General features: G+C 71.6%; 12 protein-coding genes. 7 read left to right on the forward strand and 5 right to left on the reverse strand.

Annotated features, from left to right (window positions below):
• Positions 1 to 2 precede the first annotated feature (2 nt).
• Together G6N23_RS17570 and hemL are read right to left on the reverse strand one after the other, a co-directional pair.
• Positions 3 to 605 carry a histidine phosphatase family protein gene (locus G6N23_RS17570; protein WP_085259708.1) on the reverse strand — a complete coding sequence of 201 codons (603 nt, stop codon included), beginning with the start codon at positions 603 to 605 and terminating at the stop codon, positions 3 to 5.
• Entirely contained in the window at positions 605 to 1,930 is a 1,326-nt protein-coding gene (gene hemL / locus G6N23_RS17575) for a glutamate-1-semialdehyde 2,1-aminomutase (RefSeq protein ID WP_085259707.1), read from the reverse strand. The genes G6N23_RS17570 and hemL overlap by 1 nt, the downstream gene beginning before the upstream one ends.
• Positions 1,931 to 2,025: 95 nt before the next feature.
• Here hemL and G6N23_RS17580 point away from each other — a divergent pair, with 95 nt between their 5' ends.
• Both G6N23_RS17580 and G6N23_RS17585 read left to right on the forward strand, forming a co-directional pair.
• Entirely contained in the window at positions 2,026 to 2,409 is a 384-nt protein-coding gene (locus G6N23_RS17580) for a nitroreductase family deazaflavin-dependent oxidoreductase (protein ID WP_029248731.1), read from the forward strand.
• 4 nt (positions 2,410 to 2,413) lie between these two features.
• Entirely contained in the window at positions 2,414 to 2,794 is a 381-nt protein-coding gene (locus G6N23_RS17585) for a nitroreductase family deazaflavin-dependent oxidoreductase (protein WP_162291763.1), read from the forward strand.
• 4 nt (positions 2,795 to 2,798) lie between these two features.
• On the opposite strand, the gene G6N23_RS22445 is transcribed toward G6N23_RS17585, so the two are convergent.
• Positions 2,799 to 4,379 carry a PGRS repeat-containing protein gene (locus G6N23_RS22445; protein ID WP_157997504.1) on the reverse strand — a complete coding sequence of 527 codons (1,581 nt, stop codon included), beginning with the start codon at positions 4,377 to 4,379 and terminating at the stop codon, positions 2,799 to 2,801.
• A gap of 148 nt (positions 4,380 to 4,527) precedes the next feature.
• On the opposite strand from G6N23_RS22445, the gene G6N23_RS17595 reads away from it, so the two are divergent.
• Complete coding sequence (locus G6N23_RS17595; RefSeq protein WP_095174129.1) at positions 4,528 to 5,748, forward strand: JmjC domain-containing protein; 1,221 nt, start codon at positions 4,528 to 4,530, stop codon at positions 5,746 to 5,748.
• A 103-nt stretch (positions 5,749 to 5,851) separates the two neighbouring features.
• Positions 5,852 to 7,255, forward strand: coding sequence for a PPE domain-containing protein (locus tag G6N23_RS17600; protein WP_095174127.1), 1,404 nt, complete (start codon positions 5,852 to 5,854; stop codon positions 7,253 to 7,255).
• 21 nt (positions 7,256 to 7,276) lie between these two features.
• Here the strand turns inward: G6N23_RS17600 and G6N23_RS17605 are convergent, their stop codons facing one another.
• Positions 7,277 to 8,665: a PPE family protein, SVP subgroup gene (locus G6N23_RS17605; RefSeq protein ID WP_085260872.1), complete on the reverse strand. Its 1,389-nt coding sequence runs from the start codon at positions 8,663 to 8,665 to the stop codon at positions 7,277 to 7,279.
• 164 nt (positions 8,666 to 8,829) lie between these two features.
• Here G6N23_RS17605 and G6N23_RS17610 point away from each other — a divergent pair, with 164 nt between their 5' ends.
• From G6N23_RS17610 to G6N23_RS17620, 3 genes are read left to right on the forward strand one after another with little or no spacing between them, the layout of a single operon-like run.
• Positions 8,830 to 9,873 (forward strand): ABC transporter permease, encoded by a 1,044-nt coding sequence (locus G6N23_RS17610; RefSeq protein ID WP_085260871.1) that lies wholly within the window; start codon positions 8,830 to 8,832, stop codon positions 9,871 to 9,873.
• Positions 9,874 to 9,876: 3 nt separating this feature from the next.
• Positions 9,877 to 10,872, forward strand: coding sequence for an ABC transporter ATP-binding protein (locus tag G6N23_RS17615; RefSeq protein ID WP_085260870.1), 996 nt, complete (start codon positions 9,877 to 9,879; stop codon positions 10,870 to 10,872).
• Between the two features lie 48 nt (positions 10,873 to 10,920).
• Positions 10,921 to 11,748 carry an alpha/beta hydrolase gene (locus G6N23_RS17620; RefSeq protein ID WP_085260924.1) on the forward strand — a complete coding sequence of 276 codons (828 nt, stop codon included), beginning with the start codon at positions 10,921 to 10,923 and terminating at the stop codon, positions 11,746 to 11,748.
• 43 nt (positions 11,749 to 11,791) lie between these two features.
• On the opposite strand, the gene G6N23_RS17625 is transcribed toward G6N23_RS17620, so the two are convergent.
• On the reverse strand, positions 11,792 to 13,885 hold the full coding sequence (locus G6N23_RS17625) for a heavy metal translocating P-type ATPase (RefSeq protein ID WP_085260923.1): 2,094 nt from the start codon (positions 13,883 to 13,885) through the stop codon (positions 11,792 to 11,794).
• Positions 13,886 to 13,903: the final 18 nt, after the last annotated feature.

Raw genomic sequence — 13,903 nt, forward strand, 5'->3', positions numbered from 1 at the left:
CGTCAGCCGCCGGACGGGACACGGTAGTCGACGTCGACCAGCCGATCACCGTCATAGACCAGCGTGGTCACCGAACCCACGTCGCACTGCCGCCGGCGAGGGTCGTGCCAGAGCTTCTTGCCGCTCAGGTGTTGTCGCACCGTCCACACCGGCAGCTGGTGGCTGACGCACACCACCTCGTGGCCGGCGGCGCGGGACCGGGCCTTGTCCACCGCGGTGGCCATCCGGTCGGCGATCTGGGCATAGGGTTCGCCCCATGTCGGGGTGAGCGGGTTGCGCAGGTGCCACCAGTACCGCGGGTTGCGCCAGGCGCCATCGCCCGGCGAAACCCGTTTGCCCTCAAAAATATTGGCCGACTCGATCAGGTTTTCGTCGGTTTCGACCGGCAGGCCGTGGCGGGCGGCGATGGGCGCGGCGGTCTCCTGGGCGCGCTGTAGCGGCGAGGCGACCACGGCGACGATGTCGCGGCCGGCCAGCATCTCGGCGGCCGCAACGGCCTGGGCCCGGCCGGTGTCGGAGAGCCGGAAACCCGGGAGCCGGCCATAGAGAATGCGGTCCGGATTGTGGACCTCGCCGTGGCGAATCAGGTGTACGCGGGTCTGCATCAGGGTCTCGACTCCGGGGTGGTGGCGGCACGGGCCGCTTGGGCTGCGGCGGGTAGCGCAGCGGCGATCCGTTCGAAAGCGTCGTCGGTGAGGGCGGCCGAGACGAACCAGGCCTCGAAAGCACTGCACGGCGGGTAGACGCCGGCTTCCAGCAGGGCGTGGAAGAACGGCGGAAAACGCCAGGTCTCGCTCGCCCGGGCGGCGGCGAAGTCGGTGACCGGCTCCGCGGAGAAGAACACGCTGAACATGTTGCCGGCCCGCGGAATCTGGTGCGCCACAACGGCATCGGTCAAGGCCTCGGACAGCAGAGCGGTCAGTCGGTCGGCGTTGCGGTCCAGCGCGGCATAGACACCGTCGTCGGCGGCGCGCAGGGTGGCCAGCCCGGCGGCGACCGCCACCGGGTTCCCCGACAGCGTGCCCGCCTGGTAGACCGGCCCCAGCGGTGCCAGCCGGTCCATCACCTCGGAGCGACCGCCGAAGGCCGCGGCGGGCAGCCCGCCGCTGATCACCTTGCCGAAGGTGAACAGGTCGGCGTCCACCGGGTCAATCCCGTACCAACCGCTGGGGCTGACCCGGAATCCGGTCATCACCTCGTCGACGATCAGCAACGCCCCGTGTTCGGCGGTGACGGCCCGCAGGTCGGCATTGAAGCCGGGTGCGGGCGGCACCACGCCCATGTTGCCGGGGCTGGCCTCGGTGATGACGGCGGCGATCTGGTCACCGAATTCGGCGAAGGCCCGCCGAACCGCCTCGATGTCGTTGTAGGGCAAGACGATGGTGTCGGCGGCGGTGGCGCCGGTGACCCCCGGCGATGACGGCAAGGCCAAGGTGGCCACCCCGGAGCCGGCGTCGGCGAGCAGCGCGTCGACGTGACCGTGGTAGCAGCCGGAGAACTTGACGACCTTGGGCCGGCCGGTGAAGCCGCGGGCCAGCCGCAGCGCGCTCATGGTGGCCTCCGTGCCGGAGTTGACCAGCCGAACCTTGTGCACCGCGGGCACCCGGCCGATGATCTCGGCCGCCAGCTCGGTCTCGGTGCGCGTCGGCGCCCCGAAGGACAGGCCGGCACCGGCTGCGGCGCGGACCGCCTCGACCACCGCCGGGTGGGCGTGGCCGAGGATCATCGGCCCCCAGGAGCAGACCAGGTCCACATACCGGTTGCCGTCGGCGTCGGTGAGCCAGCAGCCCCGGGCCTCGGTGATGAACCGGGGTGTACCCCCCACCGAGGCGAACGCCCGTGCCGGCGAGTTGACTCCGCCGGGAATCACCGCGCAGGCCTCGGCGAACAACCGCTCCGATGCCGCCGTGGTCCGATCCGCACTAGCCACGACGACCAGTGTCCCAGCTCGGGCGGCTCAGCCGACTACAGGGTGTAGTTGTTCGGGGGTTGAGGTGACCCGGGTCTCGGAGTTGGATGGCAATCATGCAACTACCGCAACGGCTGGCCCGGTTCAACCGGCACGTCACCAACCCGATTCAGCGCATGTGGGCCGGCTGGGCCCCGAGCTTCGGAATCCTCGAACACGTCGGCAGACGCTCCGGCAAGCCCTACCGCACCCCGCTGAGTGTGTTCAGCACCGACGACGGGGTGGCCATCCTGCTCACCTACGGCCCCGACCGCGACTGGCTGAAGAACATCACCGCCGCTGGCGGCGCCAAGCTGCGCCGGCACGGCAAGACCTTCGCCGTCACCAATCCCCGGGTGATGAGTCGCGACGAAGCGGCCCCGCACGTCACCGGCTTCGGTCGCCGTGCGTTCGGTCGGCTGCCGTTCGAACAGGCCGTACTGCTCACCAGGCAGAGCTGAGGTGGTGCGGTTCTCCGAGCGGCGCGCCCGGTTCAACCGGGTGGCGACCAACCGGCTGCTCCGCCCGATCTCCGGCTGGATACCGATGTGGTCCCTGGTCGAGCACACCGGCCGGCGCTCCGGGGCGACCTACCGCACCCCGGTCTCGATGTTCCATACGGCCGGCGGCGTCGCCGTGCTGCTGCCCTACGGAACCGAGCGGGACTGGGTGAAGAATCTGCAGGTAGCCGGGGGTGGACACGCCAAGATGGGCGGCAAGAGTTTTGCCGTCACCAATCCGCGGGTGGTGCCGACCGACGAGGCGCTCGGCCTGCTGAAGCCGCCCTGGCGCCAGCTGCTCGGGCGCGCCGGCGTGCCGCACACCCTGCTGCTGGACCGCGCTTAGCCGACTACCCGGTAGGCGTGCCCGGGTTGCCGGGCTGTCCCGGGCTTCCGGCGGGATCTCCGGCCCCACCGGCGCCACCTGCGCCGGCCTTTCCGGCCTCGACGCCGTTGCCCCCGTCACCGCCACCGCCACCCGGTCCGCCCGGTCCGACCGACCCGCCGGGAGCGGCCGCGCCACCGGCACCGCCCGTGCCGCCGGCACCGCCGGCGGCCGCCGCGGCACCGTCCCCGGCGTCTGCCCCGTCGCCGCCCGAGCCCCCGGCGCCGCCGTCGGGATGCGTGGCCGTTCCGGCGCCACCGGCACCGCCGGTGCCACCCGGGCCGCCGCCGCCGCTCTCACCGCTGCCGGGGTGACCGAGCATGCCCTGGCCGCCGTCGCCGCCGTCGCCCCCGTTGCCGGCCGTGCCGGCCCACGAACCCGCCGCCCCGCCGTTTCCACCGGCCCCGCCCACCCGGCCGTGGCTGGGGACGCCGCCGAAGCCACCCGAGCCCCCGTCGCCGCCGCTGCCGCCGCTACCGCCGTCGCCATCGGAACCGGCCAGCGCGTCGCCGCCGTTACCGCCCGGGGCGCTGAACCCGCCGGGCCCGGCGTTGCCCATGAACACCAGGTCCCCGGCGTTTCCGGCCGCCCCGCCAGCACCGCCGTTTCCGCCGCTCGGGTGGTCGGCGGTGCCGGCACCACCGTTTCCGCCGTAACCGCCGGAGCCGCCCGGACCGCCGAAGCCGGCGACCCCGTCTCCGCCGTCACCGGCGTTGCCGCCGTTGCCACCGTCGCCGCCGCCGTTGCCCCAGCCGCCGTCGCCGCCGTCGCCGCCCCGACCACCGGCACCGAACACCGAGATGGCGTCGCCGCCGAGCCCACCGTCGCCGCCGTTGCCCGCGGTGCCGGAGACGCTGTCCAGCCCGTCACCACCCCAGCCGCCTTCGCCGCCGTTGCCCAGCAGCCAGCCGCCAGTCCCGCCGTCGCCGCCGTCGGCCCCGGAGCCGCCGTCGCCGCCCCACCCGCCGTTGCCGATCATCAGGGCGTTACCGCCGTGCCCGCCGACCACGCCGGCGGCGATGTTCTCGTCGGTGCCCGCGCCGTACCCGTTGCCGCCGTCGCCGAACAGCCAGCCGCCGTCCCCGCCGTCGGGGTGGTCGACGGTTCCGTCGACACCATCACAGATCAGGCCGCAGGCGCCGTCAAAAGCGAAGAGCGGGTTGATGATCGGGTCGATCAGGGCACCCGGCCCCATCATCCACAGGTTGCCCAGGTCGTGGAGGGTCGCGTAGAGCTGGTTCTGGATCAGCCCGGCGAAGACGACCTCGACCACCGAGGTCCAGGTGTAGACGTCGGTGCCCACCAGGGAGAGATCCAGCGTGTCCGCCGCTGCCGCCCCCGGGTCGGCCTGAGCGGCGGCGTCGATGTCGGCGATGAACTGGTCGAACGAGAACAGATCGTCGAAGTCGGCGTGCGCCGGTGCGGTGGCCAGCGGGCTCAGCCCGAGCGCCAGGAATGTCCCCACCGACCCGAGGGACGTCGTGGCGGCGGCCCCGGCGCGGCGAGCTGGGTGGTGGCGGCGATTCTCAACACGCTGACGGGGCATTCGCCGACTTTAACCAGCGGGGTTGCCGATCCACAACTGCGGGCTCAGATCCGGACTTAGCCCGGCAGGTGCGGGTTTATGGACCGGTAGGATCCGCACTCGCTGGCGCAACATTCCGCTCGGGGCGGGCCGGGTGTAGTTTGTGCCGGTGCCAGCCGGCTTCCCGAGCCTCCCGGAATCGGAGTCCCCGCTCGCCTGGCTGCTGGCGCCGGTGACGGTGCGGACCTTCCTCGACGAGCTGTGGGGCGCCGCGCCGAACCACATCGGTCGAGACCGCGCCGACTACTTCGAACCGATAGCCGGGCCGCTTTCGGCCGAGCGACTTCTGGCCGCGTTGCGCACCGAGCCGGCTGCGGTGCGGTTGGTGCGCGGGGCCGACCATCTGCAGCCGGAGCACTACACACTCGCCGACGGCACCTTGGACCTGGCCCGGATCCACGCCGAACTGGACGGCGGCTACACGGTCATCTGCAACAACATCGAGAAGTACCTGCGCCCGATGTCGACGCTGACCCACTCGGTCGAGGTGGAGCTGAACTTCCCCACGCACGTCAACGCCTACATCACCCCACCGGCCTCGACGGGGTTCCTGCCGCATTACGACCACCACGACGTGTTGGTGCTGCAGGTCCAGGGCAGCAAGACGTGGTACTTCTACGGCGACGAGCCGGTGCCGCCGCACCTGATGGCGCAGATGCACGAGGTCGACCCGGCCGGACTGCCGGAGCCGACCAGCTTGCACCTGGCCGCCGGGGACACCCTGTATCTGCCACGGGGCCGGGTTCATTCGGCGGTGACGACGTCACAGAGCTCGGTACATCTGACTGTCGGCATCCACGTGCCGACGGTGCTCACCCTGCTGACCCACACGCTGCACATCTTGAGCCTGCGCGACGACGTGGTGCATACCCGTTTGCCCGCAAGGCATTTGGACGATCAGCAGGTGCGCGCGAGCCTGGGAACGATGATTCGGGACGGGCTCGACGCCCTCGCGGCTTCCGACGCCCTCGCGGAAGGCCTTGGCGCCATGCAGGATTTCCTGGTACGGCGCGCCCGCTGCCCGGTCGTCGGACAGGTCTCCGACACCGTCGGGCTCGACACCGACACGCTGGTGCGCAAGCAGCAGCCGCTGTACTCCCGGGTGACCACGACCGCCGACGGCGTCGGCCTGCAGTTCGCCCAGCTGATCGTCAGCGCCCGCCCGGACCACGAAGCGGCGATGCGGTTTCTCTCCGAGCGCAGCGAACCGTTCCGCGTCGGCGAACTACCCGGGCTGACGGACGCCCAGCAGGTGGAGTTGGTGCGCAGTCTGCTCATGAGCGGATTCCTGGTGCGACCCCCCGCCGGCTACGCACCCTTGAGTCCCTAAATGCGGATATTTTCCTCTAATAGATCCGTATTCCCAGGAGACATCCAGCAGTTATTCGTGATTTGAGGATAGGCTCCGTATGTTCGGGACGGGAGAGATGACGATGACGGAGCCCATCTGGATGGCCTCGCCGCCGGAGGTGCACTCGGCGTTGCTGAGCAGCGGTCCGGGCGCGGGGCCACTGCTGGCGGCCGCCGCCATGTGGCAGACGTTGAGCACCGAATACACCGAGGTGGCGCAGGAACTGTCCACCATGCTCGGAGCGGTGCAGGCCGGCACGTGGCAGGGACCGAGCGCGGAATCCTATGTAGCGGCCAATGTTCCGTATCTGTCCTGGCTGACCAAAGCCGGCTCCGACGCCACGGCGTTGGCGGCCCGGCACCAGACCGCCGCCACCGCCTACACCTCCGCGCTGGCGACGATGCCCACCCTGGCCGAACTGGCCGGCAACCACGCCGTGCACGCGGTGTTGCAGGCGACGAACTTCTTCGGGGTCAACACGATCCCGATCGCGCTCAACGAGGCCGACTACACCCGGATGTGGGTACAGGCGGCCAGCACGATGGCGACGTATCAGGCGGTGGCCGGTGCCGCGGTGGCGTCGTCCCCGGCGGCGGCGACCGCGCCCACGGTGCTCAACCCCGACACCCCGCCACATCGCGACCATCAGCACCGCAACGACCAGGCGCCCACCCAGGACTTCGGCAACATCTACCAGGAGAGCTGGTGGACCACCCGGATCGCCGAGATCAACGAGGCCATTCAGGCCGACCTGTCCAGCAATAATCCACTCACCAGCCTGATCAGTGACCCGGTGCTGATGACGATCGCCCCGCATTACGCCGGTGAGATCGTCCTCGGGCTGGCGCCCACGGTGACCGCGCTGACCGAGACGATGCTCGGGCTCATCGCACCGGTGTCACCGCTGGCCGGCCTGGCCGGTGTCGCCGGCCTGGCCGGCATCAACGTCCCCGCGGCAGCGGCGCTGCCCGCCCCCAACCCGCCGATGCCCGTCCCGGCCGCCGCCGCCCCCGCGACACTGGCCGCTCCACCCTCCGCTGCCCCCGCGACTCCCCCGGCCATGGCCCCGCCGACACTTGCCCCGGCCGCGGCGGCCGCCGGTGGCGTCCCGGTGATGCCGCCGCCGATCACCGGAGTCGAAGCGGCAGCATTTCCGTACCTGATCGGTGCCGGCCCGTCCTACGGGACAGCCGCCAAGATGCGCTCCGCCGCGCCCGGGGCGGCCCAGCGGTCCGCCGCCCCGGCAGCCGCGGCGACCACCGCGGTCACCGAGCGTCAGGCCCGCCGCCGGCGACACCGCGAAGGGCTACCGGACCCGGGCAACCGCTACGAATACCTCGACTCGGCGAGTGGGGCCGGCCAGATCGGCTTCGCGGGCACCGTGCAGCAGGAAACCGGTTCTGCGGTAACGGGTTTGACGACTCTGACAGACAATGCCCCGATGCTGCCGCACACCTGGGAGGGTCCCGAAGACCCGTCGCACTGATCCGGACACCGCGACCGGCTTTCAGCGGCCCAGCAGCCGCATCTTCTGCTCGTTGTACTCGTCGTTGGTGATCAATCCGCGATCGCGTAGCTCGGCGAATTCGCGGATCTCCGCGGCGATGCCCATCGCCGTCGGCCCGGGTGTGCCATCGGCGCCGCGTTCGCCCGCCGGAGAATCAGCCGCCGACCCGGACTCGGCGCGTTGCGGCATCGGGACCTTCGCCGACGCGTCGGCGGCACCGCCGCCGCGGCCACGACTGACCGATCCGGCCAGCGCGCTGCCGCCCATGCCGGCCAGCGCCATCTGGCTGAACGCGCTTCCGGCGCCGGCGAGCGAGGCCGCCGGCGCCCCGCCGACACCCGGACCGGCCAGCGGCGTCGTGTAAGACAGGGTGCGGATCTCCGGGGCATTGGCGGCCCAGTTGATCGGCACCGACAGGTTGCCGGCGCTGATCGCCTCGCCCATCGCCGCGGCCAGTCCCGCGGAAGGGCCGGGCACCATCGGCCGGGACGGGGTCAACGGCGAGAACAGATCGATGTTGCGCAGGATCTCGTACTCCACCTGTTCCAGCCGATCCTGCTCGTGGAGGATCTCCCGGGTGCTGGCGTCCGCCGCCACCCAGGCTCCCGAGGCCAGGATCAGCGAGACCACCTGCGCCGCGCTCAGCCCCGCGATGTCGCTGATGCTCGGCAGCGTGATCAGATCCGCCAGGCCCTGGGCCGGCCCGGCCACCGTCGCCGCCCCGACTCCGGCCTGCGTCAGGGAGTTGTTCGGCGCTCCGAAGATCCCCGAGGCCAACTGGCCCAGCAACGACTGGATGTTCGACGACGACGACGAGGCTTCGGCCGACCCGGCCGCGGCGACCTGACCGGCCGGCCCGGCCGGATTGCTGGTCTGCGGTGGCGGCTGGAACGGCGCGAGCCCGGTCGCCGCCGCCGACGCCGCGGCGTAGCCGAACATCGCGGCGACGTCCTGCGCCCACATCTCGGCGTACTCGGCCTCGTTGGCGGCGATCGCCGCGGTGTTGGTCCCCAGGACGTTGGTGGCGACCAGCAGCATCAGTTGGGCGCGGTTGGCGGCCACCACCGTGGGCGGCACCGTCGCACTGAACGCCGCCTCGTAGGCCGCGGCCGCCGCGTTCGCCTGCGCCGCCGTCTGATCGAGCTGTACCGCGGTGGCGGCCATCCACGAGGCGTATCGCCCGGCGGACTGCGTCAGCGCCACCGACGCCGGCCCCAGCCAGGACTGGCCGGTCAGTTCGGCGATCACCGTCTCGTAGGACGTGACCGCCGAATGCAGTTCGGCGGCCAGTGCAGCCCAGGCCGCGGCCGCCGCCCGCATCGGCGCGGAGCCCGGGCCGGTGTAGATCCGCAGCGAATTGACCTCCGGAGGCAGGGCAGCGTAATTCATGCACTGACCCCCTCCCTGGGAACCGGCTCACGAAACCGGCGTGTGTGTATTTTTAACCCAAAATCACCCCGATGGCCTACGATTCCGGATTTGCGGAGGGGGTACGGCCCGCTCGCCGCGATGGCGGTCACAGCCGCACCCTGCGATAACATGCGCGCGTGCGGATGCTGATCACCGCCTGGCGCGATCTGCAGTGGCGGCTGCGCCGGTTCATCGTCGCCGCGGTGGGCACCGCGATGGTCTTCGCGCTGACCCTTGTGCTCGCCGGGCTGACCCACGGCTTCCGGGTTGAGGCGGAGCACGTGGTCGATTCACTGGGCATCGACAGCTACCTGATCCAGACGGCCGCTGTCGGCCCGTTCATGGGTTCGTCGCGGTTCCCGCAGAAGGAGGCCGGCGACGTCGCGGGGATCTCCGGTGTCGAAGCGGCGTTGCCGGTGGTCTACGGCAACACCATCCTGCAGGACGGCGAGTCGCCACTGAACGTCAACATCTACGGGGTCCCCAAGGCCGCGATGCCGCCGATCATCTCCGGGCGCGCACCGACCGAGCCGAATGAGATCGCGATGTCGACCACGCTCAAACGCGCCGTCGGCGACGAGGTCGAGATGGGCGCGGACACACTGCGGATCGTCGGGCTGGTCGAGAAGTCGACGACGCTGGCCGGGCAGCCCAACGGTTTCCTGACCGTGGCGGGCGCACAGCGACTGATGTTCTCCGGGCAGCCGGTGGCCTCGGCGATCGGCTTGCGGGGCACCCCGGCGGAGGTGCCCGAGGGCTACCGGGTGGTGGATCGGGTCGCTGCCGTCGACGACATGGTGCGCCCGCTGGCCGGGGCGCAGATGGCGCTGTCGTACATGTCGGTGCTGCTGTGGGGTGTCGCCGCGCTGATCGTCGGCTCGTTGATCTACCTGTCGGCACTGGAGCGCACCCGCGACTTCGCGGTGTTCAAGGCGCTGGGTGTGACGACCGGGATGGTGCTGGCGGGGCTGGCGCTGCAGGCGGTGGCCGTGGCGGTGGCCGCGGCGGTGCTCGGCGGGATCCTCGCGGTGGCGATCGGTCCGCTGTTCCCGATGCTGGTGGCGGTGACCACGTCGTCGTTCGCCCTGCTGGTGCTGACCGCGCTCGGCATCGGGCTGCTGGCCAGCCTGGCGGGCCTGCGCCACGCGGTGGCCGTCGACCCGGTGCTCGCCTTCGGGGGGCCGTGAGCCGTGGGCGACCTGCGCATCAAGGATCTGGTCATCGAATACGCCACCGGCAGTGGGGAACCGATCCGCCCCATTCACGGTCTGAGCCTGGAGGTCCCGGCCGGGTCGCTGGTGGTGGTCCTCGGTCCCAGCGGGTGCGGGAAGACGACGCTGCTGTCGTGTCTGGGCGGCATCCTGAGCCCGACCAGCGGCGAGATCCGGTTCGGCGCCACCGATGTGACCGGGCTGAGTCGCCGCGAGATCACCTCCTACCGGCGTCGCACCGTCGGCATCGTGTTCCAGGCGTTCAACCTGGTACCGAGCCTGACCGCGCTGGAGAACGTGATGGTGCCGATGTGGGCGGCCGGGTGGACGCAGTGGTCCGCCCAGGAACGCGCCCGGGATCTGCTCACCCGGGTCCGCCTGGCCGACCGGACCCATCACCGGCCCGGGCAGCTCAGCGGCGGTCAGCAGCAGCGGGTGGCGGTGGCCCGCGCGCTGGCCCTGGACCCGCCGCTGATCCTGGCCGACGAACCCACCGCGCAGCTGGACTTCGTCCGGGCCGGCGAGGTGGTGCAACTGCTGCGGGTGCTCGCCGCCGGTGACCGCGTCGTGGTGGTGGCCACCCACGACACCCGGATCGTGCCGCTCGCCGACATCGTGATCCAGCTGTCGCCTACCGCGACGCCCGCCCCGGCGCCCGCCCAGCAGGCGCCGGTCCGGCTGGGACCCGGTGCGGTGCTGCTGGAACAAGGCACCGTGGAGGATCTGATCTACGTCGTCACCGAGGGCGAGGTGGAGATCGCGCCGGAATCCACCGATGCCGGCGGGGGCCTGCTCAAGATCGGCAAACCGGACAACTACGCCGGGCAGCTCGGGCCGATGGTCCGCATCCCGCGCTCGGCCACGGTCCGCGCGCCGCGCGAGGCGACCGTGGTGAGCTACACCGTGGACGCGTTCCGCCGGCAGTTCGGCAACCCACCGGATCCCGACGGCCAGGACGGGCCCGCATCAACCTGACCGTCGCTGCGGCGTGCCTTGGGCACCGGCGCGCACCGGCACGAGATGATGGCTGTCATGGCTGATTTGACCCGCCGGGCTGCACTGCGCCTCGGGGTCGGTGCGGCCGGCGCTGCGAGCCTGCTCGGGTCGGGCACGCTGCTATCGGCGGAGTCGCAGGCCACCGGCAACGCCTACCCCACCCGGGAGTCGGGGTCGTTCGTGTCCGCGGCCCGCGGCGGGCTGGAGACCAACTGGATCATCGCCCGGCCACCGGGGCAGACCGCGCCGTTGCGGCCGGTGATCGCCCTGCACTGCAAGGACGGCGATGCGGCCTGGGTGATGGATCTGGGCGTCGAGGAGGAGCTGGCGAAACTGACCGCGTCGGGCCGGCCGCCGTTCGCGGTGGTGGCCGTCGACGGCGGCAACACCTACTGGCGGCCGCACGGCTCCGGCGAGGACTCCGGGGCGATGGTGCTGACCGAGCTGATCCCGATGCTGGCCGACAAGGGCATCGACACCTCGCGGGTCGGGTTCATGGGCTGGTCGATGGGCGGCTACGGCGCGATGCTGCTGGGCACCCGGCTGGGTCCGGCTCGGACCGCCGGCATCTGCGCGATCAGCCCGGCGATCTACATGACCTACTTCGGCGCGCCCGCCGGGGCGTTCGACAGTGTCGATGACTGGCGGACCAACTCTGCTTTCAGCCTGGCGCCCCGGCTCGCGCCGATCCCGCTGCGGGTCGACTGCGGCACATCGGACAGTTTCTACTACGCGACCAACCATTTCGTCGGCCAGCTGAATCCCCGGCCGGCGGGCGGGTTCGCGCCGGGCGGCCACGACGTGACCTACTGGCGGGGGCAGTTGCCGGCCGAGTTGGCCTGGCTGGGTTCGTGATTCGGCCGGCCGGATCAACCGGATCGTTCGACTTTCCCGGACATCACCGCGCGAACCGGCGTAACCGCAGGCTGTTCGTCACCACCAGAACCGACGAGGCGGCCATCGCGGCACCCGCGATCATCGGATTGAGCAACCCCGCCGCCGCCAGCGGAATCGCGGCGACGTTGTAACCGAACGCCCAGACGAGGTTCTGCCGGATGATGCGGAGCGTACGCGCCGAGAGTCGCAGCGCGGTCGGAACCGTGGCAAGGTCACCGCGGACCAAGGTCAGGTCACCGGCCTCGATGGCGGCGTCGGTGCCGGTGCCCATCGCCATGCCGATGTCGGCGGTGGCCAGGGCCACCGAGTCGTTGACGCCGTCGCCGACCATCGCCACCCGTCGGCCCTTCGCCTGCAGGGCCTTGATCGCGTCGGCCTTGTCGGTGGGCAGCACATCGGCGATGACGTCGGCCGGGTCGATCCCGACCTCGCCGGCCACCTTGCGCGCCACCGCCGCGCCGTCGCCGGTGAGCAGCACCGGGGTGATGCCCATCGCCCTGAGCTCGGCCACCGCGGCCGCGCTGCTGGGCCGCACGGTGTCGGTCAGCGTGATCGTCCCGCGCTCCCGGCCGTCCCAGGAGACCTCGACGGCCGTCCCGGTCTGGTGCGCGGCGGCCGACCGGCTGACCTCGACCCGCACCCCGTCGACCACGCCGGTCACCCCGTGGCCGGGCCGGCTGGCGAACTCGGTCACCCGTTCGATCGGATGCCCGGCCGCTTTCGCCCCGGCGACGATGGCCGCGGCGATCGGGTGCTCGGACCCCGATTCGACGGCGGCGGCGCGCGCCAGCACGGTGTCGGGGTCCTCCCCGCGGTTGACCGCGAGACCGCCGACGGACATCACGCCGGTGGTGACCGTTCCGGTCTTGTCCAGCACGACGGTGTCGATGTCCTTGACGGCCTCGAGGACCTGCGGGTTCTTGATCAGGATGCCCAGCTGCGCGCCGCGGCCGGTACCGACCAGGATGGCGGTCGGTGTGGCCAGGCCCAGCGCGCACGGGCAGGCGATGATCAGCACCGCGACGGCCGCGGTGAACGCCGCCGCCGCGGGTTGCCCGGCCAGCAGCCACCCGGCCAGGGTGAGCGCCGCGATCACCAGCACCACCGGGACGAACACCGCCGACACCCGATCGGCCAGCCGCTGAATCGACGCCTTGCCGGCCTGGGCGTCGGTGACCAGCTGGGCCATCCGGGCCAGCTGGGTGTCGGCGCCCACCTTGGTCGCGCGGACCAGCACCAGCCCGGTGGTGTTGAGTGATCCGCCCAGCACCGGGTCACCGTCTCCGACATCGACGGGAAGCGACTCGCCGGTCATCGCCGAGGTGTCCAGCGCGGTGCTGCCGTCGATGACGACGCCGTCGGTGGCGACCCGCTCACCCGGCCGGACCACGATGACGTCGCCCACCCGCAGGTCGGCGATCGGCACCCGGATCTCCTTCAGGCCGTCATCGCCGCGCCGCATCACCGCGGCGTCCTTGGCGCCCAGTTCCAGTAGCTCGCGCAGCGCCGCACCCGCCGAGCGTTTGGCGTGCGCCTCGGCGTAGCGCCCGGCCAGCAGGAAGACCGTGACCACCGCCGCCACCTCGAAATACAGGTGCCCCGATCCGGTGACGACCGCGACCACCGACCACAGGTAGGCCGCGCAGGTGCCCAGCGACACCAGGGTGTCCATCGTGGCGGCCCCGTGCAGGGCGGTGCGCAGCGCGGCCCGGTGGAACGGATAGCCACCCCACACCACGATCGGGGTGGTCAGCGCGAACGCCACCCAGCCCCAGCCGCTGAACTGCCAGGCCATCACCATCGACAGCGCCACCACCGGGAGGGCCAGCAGCGTCGAGCCGATCAGCCGGGGGCGCAGTTGGCCGGCCGGCACATGTGCATGGTCAGAGGCGTGCTCGGCCGGGTGCTCGTGCGCCGCGCCGATCACCGCGGCCTGGTAGCCGACGGATTCCACGGCCCGCAGCAGGTCGCCGGCGGAGACACTCGCCTCGTGTTCGACGTGGGCGCGTTCGACCGCGAGATTCACCGTGGCCTGCACCCCGTCCAGCGCGTTCAAGCCGCGCTCCACCCGCGCCGCGCACGACGCACAGGTCATTCCCCGCAGTTCCAGGTC

The sequence above is a fragment of the Mycolicibacter terrae genome, from assembly GCF_010727125.1.
Taxonomy (GTDB): Bacteria; Actinomycetota; Actinomycetes; order Mycobacteriales; family Mycobacteriaceae; genus Mycobacterium; species Mycobacterium terrae.